15 protein-coding genes and 1 pseudogene are annotated in these 14,314 nt (G+C 63.1%); 6 read left to right on the top strand and 10 right to left on the bottom strand.

Annotated features, from left to right (window positions below):
• Positions 1-6: 6 nt before the first annotated feature.
• A complete protein-coding gene (locus CCOY_RS01795) occupies positions 7-699 on the bottom strand; it encodes a demethylmenaquinone methyltransferase (protein WP_092102945.1) in 693 nt (230 codons plus the stop codon).
• A gap of 148 nt (positions 700-847) precedes the next feature.
• Between CCOY_RS01795 and CCOY_RS01790 the strand changes: the two genes are divergently transcribed.
• The 3 genes from CCOY_RS01790 to CCOY_RS01780 are packed head-to-tail and all read left to right on the top strand — an operon-like array spanning position 848 to position 3,413.
• A complete protein-coding gene (locus CCOY_RS01790) occupies positions 848-1,771 on the top strand; it encodes a metal ABC transporter substrate-binding protein (RefSeq protein WP_092101428.1) in 924 nt (307 codons plus the stop codon).
• On the top strand, positions 1,768-2,493 hold the full coding sequence (locus tag CCOY_RS01785; RefSeq protein ID WP_070452441.1) for a metal ABC transporter ATP-binding protein: 726 nt from the start codon (positions 1,768-1,770) through the stop codon (positions 2,491-2,493). The genes CCOY_RS01790 and CCOY_RS01785 overlap by 4 nt, the downstream gene beginning before the upstream one ends.
• A complete protein-coding gene (locus CCOY_RS01780) occupies positions 2,490-3,413 on the top strand; it encodes a metal ABC transporter permease (RefSeq protein WP_092101426.1) in 924 nt (307 codons plus the stop codon). The genes CCOY_RS01785 and CCOY_RS01780 overlap by 4 nt, the downstream gene beginning before the upstream one ends.
• Here CCOY_RS01780 and CCOY_RS01775 read toward each other — a convergent pair.
• From CCOY_RS01775 to CCOY_RS12210, 8 genes are all read right to left on the bottom strand, one after another.
• Entirely contained in the window at positions 3,314-3,991 is a 678-nt protein-coding gene (locus tag CCOY_RS01775; protein ID WP_092101424.1) for a metal-dependent transcriptional regulator, read from the bottom strand. The genes CCOY_RS01780 and CCOY_RS01775 overlap by 100 nt on opposite strands.
• A 5-nt stretch (positions 3,992-3,996) precedes the next feature.
• Positions 3,997-5,190: a glycosyltransferase family 4 protein gene (locus CCOY_RS01770; protein ID WP_092101422.1), complete on the bottom strand. Its 1,194-nt coding sequence runs from the start codon at positions 5,188-5,190 to the stop codon at positions 3,997-3,999.
• Between the two features lie 5 nt (positions 5,191-5,195).
• On the bottom strand, positions 5,196-5,645 hold the full coding sequence (locus CCOY_RS01765) for a DUF3592 domain-containing protein (protein WP_092101420.1): 450 nt from the start codon (positions 5,643-5,645) through the stop codon (positions 5,196-5,198).
• Positions 5,645-7,282 carry a 2-succinyl-5-enolpyruvyl-6-hydroxy-3-cyclohexene-1-carboxylic-acid synthase gene (gene menD, locus CCOY_RS01760; protein WP_092101418.1) on the bottom strand — a complete coding sequence of 546 codons (1,638 nt, stop codon included), beginning with the start codon at positions 7,280-7,282 and terminating at the stop codon, positions 5,645-5,647. The genes CCOY_RS01765 and menD overlap by 1 nt, the downstream gene beginning before the upstream one ends.
• A 4-nt stretch (positions 7,283-7,286) precedes the next feature.
• The gene (locus CCOY_RS01755; protein WP_092101416.1) at positions 7,287-7,814 is read right to left on the bottom strand and encodes a hypothetical protein; all 528 of its coding nucleotides are present in this window, start codon (positions 7,812-7,814) and stop codon (positions 7,287-7,289) included.
• Between the two features lie 64 nt (positions 7,815-7,878).
• Complete coding sequence (locus CCOY_RS01750; RefSeq protein WP_092101414.1) at positions 7,879-9,459, bottom strand: SLC13 family permease; 1,581 nt, start codon at positions 9,457-9,459, stop codon at positions 7,879-7,881.
• 62 nt (positions 9,460-9,521) lie between these two features.
• Positions 9,522-10,484 (bottom strand): o-succinylbenzoate synthase, encoded by a 963-nt coding sequence (locus tag CCOY_RS01745; RefSeq protein WP_092101412.1) that lies wholly within the window; start codon positions 10,482-10,484, stop codon positions 9,522-9,524.
• Between the two features lie 53 nt (positions 10,485-10,537).
• On the bottom strand, positions 10,538-10,807 hold the full coding sequence (locus CCOY_RS12210) for a DUF8462 domain-containing protein (RefSeq protein WP_494337219.1): 270 nt from the start codon (positions 10,805-10,807) through the stop codon (positions 10,538-10,540).
• A gap of 182 nt (positions 10,808-10,989) precedes the next feature.
• Here CCOY_RS12210 and CCOY_RS01740 point away from each other — a divergent pair, with 182 nt between their 5' ends.
• A complete protein-coding gene (locus CCOY_RS01740; RefSeq protein WP_070422110.1) occupies positions 10,990-11,298 on the top strand; it encodes a transposase in 309 nt (102 codons plus the stop codon).
• Positions 11,292-12,206 (top strand): annotated as a pseudogene (locus CCOY_RS01735) (IS3 family transposase); the annotation flags it as partial. The gene CCOY_RS01740 and the pseudogene CCOY_RS01735, both read left to right, overlap by 7 nt.
• Positions 12,207-12,230: 24 nt before the next feature.
• On the opposite strand, the gene CCOY_RS01730 reads toward CCOY_RS01735, so the two are convergent.
• On the bottom strand, positions 12,231-13,043 hold the full coding sequence (locus tag CCOY_RS01730) for an ATP-binding protein (protein ID WP_092101408.1): 813 nt from the start codon (positions 13,041-13,043) through the stop codon (positions 12,231-12,233).
• A gap of 76 nt (positions 13,044-13,119) precedes the next feature.
• On the opposite strand from CCOY_RS01730, the gene CCOY_RS01725 reads away from it, so the two are divergent.
• Entirely contained in the window at positions 13,120-14,052 is a 933-nt protein-coding gene (locus tag CCOY_RS01725; protein WP_070421749.1) for a 1,4-dihydroxy-2-naphthoyl-CoA synthase, read from the top strand.
• The last annotated feature ends 262 nt before the right edge of the window (positions 14,053-14,314 follow it).

Here is a 14,314-nt window from a genome sequence, read left to right as displayed (position 1 = left end):
CGTGGCTTAGTCGAGCGGCTTCACAGCGCTGTGTAGCGCCACGATGCCGGCGGTCAGATCCTGCCAGCCGGCGTTTTCCCAACCGTTGGCGTTGATCGCCGCGGCGAGTTCTTCCTGGTTAGGCCATGCGCGGATGGATTCGGCGAGATATTCGTAGGCCTCCGCGTTGGAGGAAAACACCTTTGCCAGCGCCGGCACAGCACGTGGCAGGTATTCCTTGTACAGGGTGCGGAAACCGGGGATGACGGGGGTGGAGAACTCGTTGACTGCCAGGCGCCCGCCAGGCTTGGTCACACGCGCCATTTCACGCAGGCCGGCCTCGAAATCGTGCACGTTGCGCAGGCCGTAGGAGATGGTCACCGCGTCGAAGGTGTTGTCGGCAAACGGAAGATACATCGCGTCGCCAACCACCTTGGGTACGTCGCGGTCCTTACCGGCGGCCAGCATGCCCTGGGAGAAGTCGCACGCCACGACCCACGCGCCGGATTTACCTAACTCGACGGTGGATACGGCGGTGCCGGCGGCGAGGTCGAGCACCTTCTCCCCCGGTTTGAGTTCGAGGCGTTCGCGGGTGCGTCGTCGCCAGTATTTGTCCAGCCCGAACGACAACACGGTGTTGGTCTTGTCGTAGTTCTTGCCCACGTCGTCGAACATTCCAGCAACGTCGAAGGGCTTTTTCTCCAGATCCGCCTTGGCCATGGTGGGCAAGTCTACTTCGCCACCCACAAAAGTAGGCTGTGCGGCCATGCCCCAGTTGCAAGTTCGGTAGACCGAACTTTATTATTCGCCAACATGGACACGCGGGTAGTGTGCTCCTTTTTCCGATTCCCCAACGCAAAGGAACCACATGATGAAAACTAAGGTGCTTGCGCTCGTCGCTACGGCTGCGCTAACTGCCGGCCTGGCAGGCTGTTCGCAGGACAGCGCCGACGCCGCAGGCGGCAAAGACACCCCCGTGGTACTCACCACGTTCACGGTGATCCAGGACATCGCCTCGAACGTCGCCGGCGACCACCTGCGGGTGGAGTCCATCACCAAACCCGGCGCGGAAATCCACGGCTACGAGCCCACCCCCGGCGACATTTCCCGCGCCGCCGATGCGGACCTGATTTTGGATAACGGCATGAACCTGGAGAACTGGTTCGCCCAGTTCGTCGCCGACCTGGACGTGCCCCACGCCGTGGTCAGCGAAGGTGTCGACCCGATCGACATCGCCGAGGACGCCTACGCCGGCAAGCCCAACCCGCACGCCTGGATGAGTCCGGTGAACGTGCAGAAGTACGTGGACAACATCGTCGACGCGTTCAGCGAACTCGACCCGGAGCACGCCGATGATTTCAAGGCCAACGGCGAAACATACAAGCAGGAACTGCAGGCTGTGCAAGACGAGCTGGAAACCAAGCTCGCCGCTGTCCCCGACAAGCAGCGCGCCTTGGTCACCTGCGAAGGTGCGTTCTCCTATCTGGCTCGCGACGCGAAGTTGACCGAGCGCTACATCTGGCCGGTCAACGCTGAGCAGGAAGCCACCCCGCAGCAGATCGCCGGCGCGATCGAGTTTGTGAAGGAAAACAACGTCCCGTCTGTGTTCTGTGAATCCACGGTCTCTAACGCGCCGATGATGCAGGTCGTGAAGGCCACCGGCGCGGAGTACGGCGGCACCCTCTACGTCGATTCGCTTTCTGAGGAAAACGGCCCGGTGCCGACCTACCTGGATCTGATTCGCCACGACACGAAGGTGATCATCGACGGTTTGAACGGGGGCAAGCAGTGATCCCCGCAATCGCAGTTGAGGATGTTGCGGTGCGCTACGGCGACGTCGTCGCGCTCGACGGCGCAACTTTGAGCGTCCAACCAGGCCGTATCTGTGGGCTGATCGGGATGAACGGCGCGGGCAAATCCACGCTACTCAAGGCGATCATGGGGTTGGTCAAGCCGGATCGCGGCACGGTTCGTATCAACGGCATCGACCCCATGCGCGCCCGCAAGACGCAGGTGCTGGGCTACGTCCCGCAGAGCGAGGACGTGGACTGGCAGTTCCCGGTCACAGTGCGTGATGTGGTCATGATGGGCCGCTACGGCCACATGGGCTTTACCCGCCACGCGCGTGCGGAGGACATTGCGGCTGTGGATCGCGCGCTTGAGCGCACCCACCTTGAGTCGTTCGCAGACCGCCAGATCGGCCAACTTTCGGGTGGCCAGAAGAAGCGTGCCTTCATCGCCCGCGGTATCGCTCAGGGTGCGAGCATCATGCTTCTCGACGAACCCTTCGCCGGCGTGGACAAACATTCCGAGGCCACCATCACTGAGCTGTTGCGTGACCTCGCGGCAGAAGGCACCACTATTTTTGTGGTGACGCACGACCTGGTTGCCTTGCCCCAGCTCGCGCCGGAGACGGTGCTGTTGAACCGTCGGGTGTTAATGCACGCCCCGACCGAAGTGGTGTTAGAGCCGGACAATTTGGTGCAGGGCTTCGGAATGGGGGTGTCGGCATGATTGCGCTGCTTACGGAGCCGTTTGGTTACGAGTTCATGATGCGTGCGCTTGCAACGTCGCTAGTGGCGTCGGTTGTGTGCGCGCTGTTGTCGTGCTGGCTGGTGCTGGTTGGCTGGTCGCTGATGGGCGATGCGGTAAGCCACGCTGTCCTGCCGGGCGTGGTGCTGGCCTACATTCTGGGCGTGCCGTTCGCCGTCGGCGCGGTGGTGTTTGGGTTCCTTGCGGTGGCGCTGATCGGGCTGGTGCGCGATACGTCCCGGGTGAAGGAGGATGCGGCCATTGGCATCGTGTTCACCACCATGTTTGCATTGGGGCTCGTGCTCATTTCGGTAACCCCCTCACACACGGATCTGAACCACATCATCTTCGGCAATCTGCTTGGTGTGTCTCGTGGGGACCTGGTGCAGGTGGCCATCCTGGGTGCGATCGTGTTTACCGTGCTGGTGCTCAAGCGGCGCGACTTCACCCTCTACGCGTTCGACCCCACCCACGCTCACGCGATCGGGTTGAATCCGCGCCTGCTCGGTGCGGCACTGCTCGCGCTGTTGGCGTTGACGTCAGTGGTGGCACTGCAGGCTGTTGGCGTGATCCTGGTGGTGGCGATGCTGATCATCCCGGGGGCGACCGCCTACCTGCTCACCAACAAGTTCGGCACGATGCTGATCATCGCCCCGACCATGTCGGCGGCATGTGCGATTGTGGGCCTGTACTGCTCCTACTACCTCGACACGGCCTCCGGCGGCATGATCGTGCTCGCACAGGGTGTGGTGTTTGGTGTGGTGTACCTGTTCGGCCCGCACGGGGTGCTGCGCGGTCGTCGTTACGCATCTACGCGCACGAAGACGGAATCCGTGGCTTCCTCGCCGAGCGGCACCGCCTCCGCCGCGCCGGCAAGCCGGACCGCGACCGCGCCGGAGTAAGGGGCACCCTCTCCCACCTCGAGGGTTGCGCCGACGACGAGCCCGTGACTGTCGAAGAATTGCAGCAGTTTCGGGTCGTCGTCGGCAATGCGTTCAATCGTGGCTTTCTGGCCCGGCTGCACGCCGGTCAGTGGGACGGCCTCGGGGGCATGAACACGCCCGCTGGCTGAGGGGATGGGGTCACCGTGGGGGTCGCGGGTGGGATGGTCAAGAAACGCGTCGATGCGCTCCACCATGAAGTCACTTACAGAGTGCTCGAGGTTCTCAGCCTCGTCGTGCACTTGGTCCCAGGTGTAGCCGAGGGCTTCCACCAAAAACGTTTCAATGAGGCGGTGGCGGCGGATCATCGCCACCGCATACGTGTGGCCGAGTTCGGTCAGTTCGATCGTGCCGTATGGCTTGTGTGCGACGAGCCCCTGCTCGCCAAGTTTGCGCACCCCATCCGACACCGTGGATTTCCGCAGCCCAAGGTGCTTTGCCACTGACGACGACGTCACCGGCGCATCCGACCACTCCGAAAGGGCCCAAATGCCTTTGAGGTAGTTCTGAGTGCTGGTAGACAGGTCGCCGACAGACATGCCCGTCAGTCTACTTTGCGCTTCACCGGCACCCAGCGCGGCAGTGCAACATCGCGGCCGAACAGGTGGATCACCTTGCGCTCGTAGGAGCCGAGCACCTCGGTGTAGTAGCCAAGGAGTTGCTGCCCAAGCGCCTCCCAAGTCTTGTCGGCCACGGACGCCCTGGCGGTGGTGGTGAGTTCGGGGTGGCGGGTGTCGTCGAGAAGCCAGCGCGCTGCGTCGGGGAGCTCCTCGGTGAAGGTGGCCACGTCGAGCAGCAAACCGTTGACGCCGTGCTCGATAAGGTCAACGGGGCCGCCAGCGCGGGGGCCGATCGTGGGCACGCCCGAGGCTTGGGCTTCCTGGATGGCCTGGCAGAAGGTTTCAAACTCGCCGGTATGCACGAACAGGTCGAGCGAGGCATACGCGCGGGCGAGCTCCTCGCCAGAAAGCGGGCCGGTGAACACGGCGTTGGGCAAAACCTCTTCAAGCGCCTCGCGCTCCGGGCCGCCGCCGACGATGACCAACTGGATGGACGGGTCCGTAACCAGCGGGGCGAGGCGGTCAACGGACTTCTCCGCGGCGAGGCGGCCGACGAACCCGACGATCTTCTTCGTACCGGTCGGATCCCACGAACGGCGCAGGATGTCGGAGCGCTTCGACGGGTGGAACAGTTCCGCATCCACGCCACGGCCCCAATGGCGGATATTTTTGATGTTGTGCTCCTCCAGCGCCTTGATCGTTTCCGACGACGGCGCGAGCGTCATTTCGCACATGTTGTGCACGGTGCGGGTCCAGTCCCACGCCATGGTGGCCAGGGTGGACAGTTGGTACTTCGTGGCAAAGCCGGCCACGTCCGTCTGGTAGAGCGCGACCGCGGGCACACCGAGTTGGCGGGCCGCGAACGCCCCCGCTCCGCCAAGCACGAACGGGCTGGCCAGGTGGATGATGTCCGGCTTGAACTGCGACAGTGCTGCTGTGACGGTGGTGGTGGGAACGCCGATGGGCAGCGAATCGATCAACGGCACCATAACGGTGGGCACCCGCACGATCTCAAAGCCAAGGTAGTCAGGAACTTCGTCCTGGAACTCGCGGGCGCCAGGCGCGATCACGATCGCGTCGTGGCCCTCCCGTTTGAGGTGCTCAAGGACGCGAAGGACGGAGTTGGTCACTCCGTTGACGTTGGGCAGAAAGGACTCGGCGACGATTCCCACTCGCATGCTGTTTACTCTCCCAGTTGACGTGAAACTTCGGTCGAATTCCGGCTGAACCGGACGTGAATTTTTCCTACGGCGAGCCAGGCCAGGGCGGCGATAATCGTCGCCACGGCCAGCACCGACAGGGCGGGGATGAGCGAGAGCGCCCACCCGCGGCCTTCCACCTTGACCAGGTCGGTGTTGTTCTTGGCGTAGGTCACCCACACCTGCTGGCCGGGGCCGAGCCCTGAGGGGTAGAGCACCCCGTCTCTCGGCGAGACGAGCCGGCCGTCTTCGGTTTCGTACTCCACGTAGGTGCGCAGCCGGGTTTGGTCGGTGACGGTGGCGACGCCGCGGCCGGGGTTGGCGTGGATTTGGGCGTCGTGAAGCGCGGGCCCTGCGACCATGGCAACGCAGCCGAGCACGGCGCATCCGTAGAGCGCCATGACGGCTTGGTGTGCGCGTCTGCGCCAGCGCATTACTTGGCTAGTCGCTGCGCGAGTGCGCGGCGGGTTTCGCGGGTGGTCACGGCCTCCACAACGGTGATGCCGTCGGGCTCGGCCTCGAGTTCAAGCAGCACTTGGTGCAGTTCCGCAAGCGATTCGGCGCGGCGGTAGTTCGCCCCGTACGCGAGCGCTTGCTTCTCGACGACCACCCCATGCGGCGTCCCAAACGCCCGCTCAAAGACGTCTCGCACCGGCTCCGCTGCTGGCTCGAGGGTTTCAAAGATGCCTCCGCCGTCGTCGTTGGCCACCACGATGGTCAGGTTGCCGGGGCGCGGCTCGTCGGGACCGATGAGCAGGCCGTTGATGTCGTGCAGGAACGTCAAGTCCCCCACGAGCGCGACGGTACGGGGTGCGCGGATCTCGTCCGCACGAAGCGCCTGGGTGGCAAGGGCGACGCCGACGGCTTGGGAGACGGTGCCATCGATACCCGCGGCACCGCGGGCGGCGTAGGTGTCCACGCCGTCGAACGGCATGCCGACAAAGGAGGCATCGCGCACCGGGTTCGACGCGCCGAGCACCATCGTGTCGCCCACCGCGAGGGTGTCGCACACGGCAGCGGCGACGTGCAGGCCGGTGAAGCCGAACTGCTCCTCGGCGAGGGCTTGGCGCACGGTGTCGGCGCCGACCTCGCCAGCGGCCTCACAGATCTTGATCCAGGTGTCCGTCGGCTGGCCCGTAGCGTTGACGCGCGAGCCGTGCAGGTCCGGCTGGCCAGTAAACGTGTCCGTGCGCGACAGGCCAATGACTGTGATGTCCGGATCCGCCAGCAGCGCCATGACGTCGCGGTGCAGCGTCGGGTGCCCCACCACAACGACCTGTTCCGGCTTGGTGGACGCGGCGAAGTCACCCCCGTCGTGGGAGATGGCCACCTCCGACTGCGCGAAGAACCGCGCAGCCAACGGGTGGACCTGGTGGAACGGGGTCGGCGCGGTCGGCTCAGCGATGGTGGGCACGTGTTCCAGGCCGGGTACTTCCCAGGCCTCGTCACCGGCGATGACCAGCGTGTCGCGGGTCAGGTCGATGTCCACGACTCCATGGTCGACGAACCCGGTGCGCGAGCCTGCGAGCGCACCGCGTGCGAGGACGCCCGGGCCGACCCGGCGCGGCTCGCCAACCGGCTCCAGCAGCGCGTCCGGCACGAGCGGGGTGTCCAGCGCAACGTTGATGTGTACTTGGCCGGCGTCGAACGAGATCGCTTCCGCCGCCGCCTCGTCCGCCACCTGTTGGGTCTCGGCGTAGCGGCCGAAGATGCCCTGCTGCCAAATGGTCTGGCTGGCACCGGTGCCCACGAGGCGCTCCGGGCGGTCGGCGCTGATCACGGCAAGCGGCGTGTGCGACATATGCGCCTCGATCATCGCCGGGTACGCGTTCGCCACCGCCGTGCCCGAGGTCATCACCACGCCAACGTGTCGGCGCTGCACGCGTGCGAGGCCGAGGGCGGTGAAGGCGGCGGAGCGTTCGTCGATACGCATGTGCACCGTGATGTCGCGTCGCGCGAGCAGCGCGTACGCCAGCGGCGAGTTGCGCGAACCCGGGCTCATCACCACATCAGTGCAATGCTTTGCGACGACCCCCGCCACCGCCGTAGCCAATTCCATAGCCGTTGCCATCTACCTACTGCTCCTGGAGAAACTGGTCCGCGCCGTCGCGGATCTGGTCGAGAATATCGCGGGCACTATCCCGAACATCACGCGGGATATCCTCCTCATCCGGCAGCTGCTCCGGCGGCAACGTGGCGGTCGGCTCGTCGCGCTCGCGGAAGATCGACGGGAACTTCGTCGTCGTACTCGTTGTGGTTTCCGTCTCGGTGGTCGTCTGGGTGACCGTCTCCGTCAGCGGCTCCTTGTTCGCCTCCGCGGCAGCCCCTTGCCACAGGAAGAACAGCACCACAGCTGCAATGAACGCCAACGCCGCGAACACACCCAACGCGATCGACGCCGCACTCGAGCCCTTCTGCGGCTCCGGCTGGTACGGCTCCTGATACTGGGGCTCGTACGGGGGCTCGTACTGCTGGTATTGCGGCTGGTAGTACTGATCGTCGTACTGGGCCTGTTGTTCGGACTGGTCCGGGAAGTACTGCCTCGGGCGCGGGCGCTGCGGCTCGTCGCCTGGACGGCCGTACTGTCTCGTCTCGTTATCCATGGCAAATAGACTAGCGCCCCGGCAGGAGAACTGCCGGGGCGCGTCGTCGATAAGCAGAATGCTCCTAGAGCACCAGCCCAAACACAGGTACTGCGATGAAGTACGTAGCCAGGGAGATGAGCACCAACGCAATCGCGTTGAGCCACACACCACCCTTGATCATCTCGCCCATGGTGACGTAACCGGACGAGTAAGCGATCGCGTTCGGCGGAGTTGCCACCGGCAGCATGAACGCACACGTTGCAGACAGCGCAACAGGGATAGCCAGCAGCAGAACGTTCATCTCGGTCGCCTCGGTCAGGCCGATACCAACGGCCACACCACCCATGATCGGCAGGAAGGTCGCAGCCGTTGCGGTGTTGGAGGTCAGCTCCGTCAGCAGCAGCACCAGCGCGGCGATGGCGAAGATGAGCAGGAACATCGGCAGGCTCGCCAGGCCCTTCGCCTTCTCACCGATCCACAGCGACAGACCGGTTGCGGTAAACATCGCCGACAGGGACAGGCCGCCACCGAAGAGCATCAGCACGTCCCACGGCATCTCATTCGCCGTCTTCCAATCCAACAGACGCTTGCCGTCAGAGGTGCCCGGGATGATGAACATGAGCATGCCGGCGATGATGCCGACGATCGCGTCGTCGTACGGGAAATCCCAACCAAAGTGATTGCGGCCCAGCGGGATGAAAATCCAGGCAAGCGCGGCGACGAGGAAGATCACACCCACAGCAACCTGCGGGAAGGTCCAGGCACCGAGCTTCTTCAGCTCATCGTCGATCAGCTCCTTGCCGCCCGGGATGGTGTCTACCTCCGGCTTGAACACCGTGATCAGCAGCCACCAGGCAATGAAGGTGAACACAACCGCGACCGGCAGGCCGACCAGCATCCACTGACCGAAACCGATAACGATGCCGTGGGCCTCCTCCATGTAGCCCTTCAGCAGCGCGTTCGGCGGAGTACCGATCAGCGTTGCCAGGGAGCCAATGGAAGCCGAGTACGCGATAGCAAGCATGAGCGCGGTAGCGAACTTCTTCTGGTTCTTCATGCCACCAACCGTGTCCGCGGTCAGCATGAGCACCGACGTACCAATCGGCAGCATGACCACAGCGGTAGCAGTGTTAGACACCCACATGGACATAAAGCCGGTGGCCAGCATGAAGCCCAAAATGATGCGCTTCGGCGAAGTACCGACAATCTTGACCACCATCAGGGCCAGGCGACGGTGCAGGTTCCAACGCTGCAGACCCAGCGCCATCAGGAAGCCACCCATAAACAGGAAGATCGTCGCCGAAGCGTACGGCGAGGACACTTCCTTAAACGGGGCCACACCTGCGATCGGGAACACCGCAATAGGCACCAAGGCGGTGGCGGCCAGCGGGATGGCCTCCGTCATCCACCACGCACCCATCAACACAGTGGTGGCAGCAACGATGCGCATGGTATCCGCGGAGTACTCCACCCCCTCCTTCGCACCGGAGGACTGCAACACCGTCTCAGCAGCGTTGGCAGGGAACAAGAAATACACCAAAACAGCCAGCACCACACCGGTGATCAGGCCGATAAGTTGGCGGCGCCACTCGCCAGGTTCGGGCGCTTTTGCCAGGTCGCCTTCTGAAAGCGAGGCAGATTCGTGCATCACGGGAGTCGACATGGGCGAAAGATTAGCCGACTGCCCCCGGATCCCACACGCGAATGCGATAAGAAATCGGACAATTACACCCGGAAAGAGGGATCCTGCTCCAGCACAGCCATGCACGCACGGACCCTGGCGAACCACCAATCCCTGCGCTCACCTGGGGCGCGAAGCCCGTGGAGGCGTTCCGGATCGGGGGTAGTGCGGGTGATAGCAAGTTCGCCGTTTTCCATGACGCGGGGCTCCGCAACGTCCTCCACGAACAGGCGCTGGGTTGCCAGCCCCGCCGCACGCGAACCGGTGAGCTTCGCCGCGATCAACCCCGCATCCATCCCAACAGCGGTATCCAAGGCGCTAGCGACAGTGACATCGAGGTGCAGGTCGCGCGCGATGGTGACCAGGTTGGCCACTCCCCCAAGCGGGGCGACCTTGCACACCGCCACGTCCGCCGCGTTCAGTTCAGCCACGCGGTACGGGTCGGCGGCACGCCTGATCGACTCGTCCGCCGCAATCGGCGTGCTGACGCGACGGCGCACCTCCGCCAACTCCTCCACCGTGGCGCACGGCTGCTCGATGTATTCCAACTCGCCGAGCTTCTCCGCCGCTTCGACGGCTTGGTCGACGGTCCAGCCACGGTTGGCGTCGACACGCAAACGCGCGTCGGGGCGGAGGCGACGGACGGCGGTGACGCGCCGGATGTCGTCGTCAAGCGACTGCGAAGGCTCAGCGACCTTGATCTTGAACGTGTTAACCCCCGGGTAGCGCGCGAGCACAGGCTCGACGTCCTCGACCGCGGGAATCGTGCCGTTGACCTCCACAGTGCCGTGCGCCTCCGGCAGGCCGGTGAACGCCGCCTCGAGCCCGGCGCGCAGCCAGGCGGCGGACTCCTCGGGTGCATATTCGATGAATGGGGAGAATTCGCCCCAGCCGGCGGGGCCGTCGATAAGCAAGGCCTCACGCGTGGTGATGCCGCGGAACTTCACAGCCATGGGCAGCGCGACAACGTGGGCGCGCTCGAGGATCTCGTCAACGGATGGGGTCATGGGTGCTTTATACCTCTTTATAGGTTGGGGTAGTTATAAAGAGGTATAAAATGTCAACCACGAGCCTCACGCTCCTGCCCGCCCCGCTCGTTTCTCACGAATTCGGCGAACCCCGGAACAGTGAACCTCAAGTAGCCGAAACCACTTTCCTCGATTAATCCCTTGTCAAGCAAAGATCTACGGACCATGCTGATTCCGGTTGTAGGTCGGCCCATTCTCTCGGCGATATCGCCTCGCTTCACCTGTGGCTCTAGATCCTCAGCCATTGCGCTAATGAATTCCCTCTCCACGTCGGTAGCTTTGTGCCACCGGGAGCGGAACATGGTCAACTGAGTTTCTTGGAATCGATCCGCTACATGTTTGAGGTTTGCTAGGTCAATAAAAGTGCCAGGGTCCGGAAAATCGGCCGCTTGCCACACCAGATCGCCTACAACCTGAATGAAATACGGTGGGGTGTCATGATTCCGGTGGACGGTGAAACCCACCGATCTGGAAGGATTAAATCATGCCACGTAAGTATTCGGATCAGTTTCGTCAGCAGTGCATTGATGAGGTGTTGATGTTCGGCAAGACTCGTGGTGCCGTGGCCCAGGAGTACGGGGTGTCGTCCTCGTCGTTGGGACGCTGGGTGGCCAAAGCCGAAGGCACCTTGGGCACTGGTTCCGGCAGCCACATGCGCGCTGCTGATGCCGCGTCGCAGGACCCGGCAGAGATGGCAAAGCGGATCAAAGAGCTCGAGCGTGAAAACGAGTTTTTAAAAAAAGCGGCCGCCTTCTTCGCCACGGAGCACACCACGAGGACCTCTTCGCGGTAATTGCCCACTTCCACGAAGAAGGCAACCCCTGCCCCCGCTACCCAGTGTCAATGATGTGCCGTGTGTTGGAAGTATCCAGCTCCGGCTATTACGCCTGGCGCAAGCGTAGAGATACTCCGCCGGCCGGTGGCACACCGCGGGCGAAACGCGCGGCGATTACCGATCTGGTTATCGAGATCTTCAACGAGCACAACGGTTTTGCCGGGGCGCGCACTATCTACCGGCAGCTTCAGGCCCAAAACGTTGCAACCACGCTGTATGCGGTGCGAAAGATCATGGCTGACAACACGCTGCACACCAAGTACCGTCGCGCGTTTAAACGCACCACGATCCAAGACCCGCAGGCGAGCGCACGAGCTGATCTGCTTCGGCGCCGTTTCTACCCCGCGATGCCGACAACCTATCTGTGCGGCGACATCACCTACCTGCGCACCGCGCAGGGATGGATGTATCTGGCCGTCGTGATCGATCTGAGCACACGGATGGTTGTCGGGTGGCAGATCGCAGACCGGATGAGTGCGCAACTTGTCGTCGACGCGCTGACCATGGCGCACGCGGCCGGTTTCGTCGCGGGCAACGCGGTGTTTCACTCCGACCGCGGCTCGCAGTACACCTCGAAGCAGTTCGCGCAAACAGCCAAGAAACTCGATGTGCGTTTAAGCACCGGCGCGGTCGGTGTGTGCTGGGACAACGCGGTTGCGGAGTCGATGTTTTCCACGTTGAAGCTGCATCTGCTGTACGAAAAGAAGCAGTTCGCGTCGAAGTTCGACGCCCGCTACGAAGTCGGACACTGGATCGAGGCGTACTACAACCGCCGCCGCATCCACTCCACCACCGGGCTGATCCCCGCCGAAGCAATGCGCCAATTCAAAACCCGCTGCGCCGACACACACGCCGCCGCAGCCTAACCCCCACAACCAAACACAACGGGTTTACCCGTCCACAAAATTTGACACAGCCCACGGGTAGCCGCCTGCTAAACGGACAGCTTCCTGGAGCGTGGCCGGAGACCAATTCACGCCCTTCTTCTTCGCCGGTTGTACTAATGCTTCCTCAGCGTGTTCTCGGTCCAGAGATTCAAGATGCACATAACTAAAGCGCTCTGCAAAACTCACAGCATCGGTAATCACATCCTGACTATGACTGAGCCCAGCTGCAAAGATGGCGAGAGGGAGCTCAGCATTTTCTGCCTGCATCTGCTGCCACGCGTACGCAAGCGAGCGCAGGCCATCTGCATCAGCCGACTGAATCTCGTCAATACAAACAACCATTCCACTAGCCCTGCCCCGGATCGTTTCCGCTGCATCAACAAGCGCGCGCTGCATTTGGTCTCCATATCCCGACGCATCTGGCCTCGGGCCTTCAACTGGTTGAGATCCTCCAACCGAAACACCAAACGCTTCAACCCGCAGCGACGACAACAGCCCGAGCAGCTTTTCTCCAGCCTCATCCTTCCAGCTGCGAGCAATCTCGCCGATTTTGTCCAAAAGGGCATTGAAAAGTGGCCGGTCCCCCGCTGTAATCCAGGCGGTTTCAAAGCCTTCAGCCTTAGCTTCTGCTTCAACTGCTCGAAGCAAGCTGGTCTTTCCTATGCCGCGGGGTCCCACGTAGACCTTCACCTGCCCCATCAGCCCAGGATCATGAGCCATAAAGAAAAGCTCGCGCTTCGCCTCCCTAAGAACTTGGTCTCTGCCATAAATGGTGGAGGCCACCACGCCAGGTGTGTACGGACTGCGCTGAACCATAGCCTCTTTATACCTCTTTATAGGTTGGGCTAGTTATAAAGAGGTATAAAGCGGACGCGTGAGTACGATTACCCCCATGCAGTACTCCACCGCCCAGCCCTTCGACCCCAGCCAGTGGCGCGAGGTCGAAGGCTTCAACTTCACCGACATCACTTACCACCGCCACGTCGGCGACACGCGTGCCGACGGCACCGTGCGCATCGCATTCGACCGCCCCGAGGTGCGCAACGCGTTTCGCCCCCACACCGTCGACGAGCTCTACCAAGCCCTGGATCACGCCCGGCGCGATCCGTCGGTAGGCGTGGTGCTGCTGACCGGCAACGGGCCTTCGCAGAAGGATGGCGGCTGGGCGTTCTGCTCCGGCGGCGACCAACGCATCCGCGGCCGCTCCGGCTACCAGTACGCCGGCGGCGAAACCGCCGAAACCGTCGATGAGGCGCGCGTGAAGGCCGAGGGCGGACGCCTGCACATCCTCGAGGTCCAGCGCCTGATCCGCACCATGCCCAAGGTGGTCATCGCGGTGGTCAACGGCTGGGCCGCCGGCGGCGGACACTCACTCCACGTCGTGTGCGACATGACCATCGCGTCGCGCGAGGAAGCCCGGTTCAAGCAGACCGACGCGGACGTGGGCTCCTTCGACGCCGGCTACGGCTCCGCCTACCTAGCCAAGATGGTCGGCCAGAAGTTCGCCCGCGAAATCTTCTTCCTCGGCCGCACCTACTCAGCCGAGGAGATGCAGCGCATGGGCGCGGTAAACATCGTTGCCTCGCATGCTTCATTGGAAGAAGAGGCGATCCAGGTCGCCCGCGAAATCAACGGCAAGTCCCCCACCGCGCAGCGCATGCTCAAATTCGCCTTCAACCTTGTCGACGACGGCCTCATGGGCCAACAAGTCTTCGCCGGCGAAGCCACCCGCCTGGCCTACATGACCGACGAAGCCGTCGAGGGCCGCGACTCGTTTTTGGAGAAGCGCCCGCCACGCTGGGACGACTTCCCCTTCTACTACTAGGCTTCTTGGGGGTACGGCGGTACTTTGCCGGGCTGGCGGCCCGGCGGCCCTGCGGCCCCCACCCAAAATAGTTCCCCGCTCGGGAACTATTTCGGGTTTTTGGCTCCACCGCGGCGGCGTTCTCCCAGGTCGGCTGTCTTGGGAGGCAAGAAAGTTCCACATCCCGGCCCAACCACGGGAACTATTTTCGCCGGCCCCCTCTTCCACTGACAGATTCTGCAGAATCTGTCAGGGGCGATTTCTGACCAGGCGCGATGCCGGC

The organism is Corynebacterium coyleae, from assembly GCF_030408635.1.
Classification (GTDB): domain Bacteria; phylum Actinomycetota; class Actinomycetes; order Mycobacteriales; family Mycobacteriaceae; genus Corynebacterium; species Corynebacterium coyleae.
The sequence above is the reverse complement of the archived record's forward strand: the minus strand, read 5'-3'. Positions and strand labels throughout refer to the sequence as shown.

Bases quoted from the DNA above. Each gene is read 5' to 3' on its own strand.
- CCOY_RS01795 (WP_092102945.1), bottom strand. From the start codon at position 699: ATGGCCAAGGCGGATCTGGAGAAAAAGCCCTTCGACGTTGCTGGAATG.
- CCOY_RS01790 (WP_092101428.1), top strand. From the start codon at position 848: ATGATGAAAACTAAGGTGCTTGCGCTCGTCGCTACGGCTGCGCTAACT.
- CCOY_RS01780 (WP_092101426.1), top strand. From the start codon at position 2,490: ATGATTGCGCTGCTTACGGAGCCGTTTGGTTACGAGTTCATGATGCGT.
- CCOY_RS01775 (WP_092101424.1), bottom strand. From the start codon at position 3,991: ATGTCTGTCGGCGACCTGTCTACCAGCACTCAGAACTACCTCAAAGGC.
- CCOY_RS01770 (WP_092101422.1), bottom strand. From the start codon at position 5,190: ATGCGAGTGGGAATCGTCGCCGAGTCCTTTCTGCCCAACGTCAACGGA.
- CCOY_RS01765 (WP_092101420.1), bottom strand. From the start codon at position 5,645: ATGCGCTGGCGCAGACGCGCACACCAAGCCGTCATGGCGCTCTACGGA.
- menD (WP_092101418.1), bottom strand. From the start codon at position 7,282: ATGGCAACGGCTATGGAATTGGCTACGGCGGTGGCGGGGGTCGTCGCA.
- CCOY_RS01755 (WP_092101416.1), bottom strand. From the start codon at position 7,814: ATGGATAACGAGACGAGACAGTACGGCCGTCCAGGCGACGAGCCGCAG.
- CCOY_RS01750 (WP_092101414.1), bottom strand. From the start codon at position 9,459: ATGTCGACTCCCGTGATGCACGAATCTGCCTCGCTTTCAGAAGGCGAC.
- CCOY_RS01745 (WP_092101412.1), bottom strand. From the start codon at position 10,484: ATGACCCCATCCGTTGACGAGATCCTCGAGCGCGCCCACGTTGTCGCG.
- CCOY_RS12210 (WP_494337219.1), bottom strand. From the start codon at position 10,807: ATGTTCCGCTCCCGGTGGCACAAAGCTACCGACGTGGAGAGGGAATTC.
- CCOY_RS01740 (WP_070422110.1), top strand. From the start codon at position 10,990: ATGCCACGTAAGTATTCGGATCAGTTTCGTCAGCAGTGCATTGATGAG.
- CCOY_RS01730 (WP_092101408.1), bottom strand. From the start codon at position 13,043: ATGGTTCAGCGCAGTCCGTACACACCTGGCGTGGTGGCCTCCACCATT.
- CCOY_RS01725 (WP_070421749.1), top strand. From the start codon at position 13,120: ATGCAGTACTCCACCGCCCAGCCCTTCGACCCCAGCCAGTGGCGCGAG.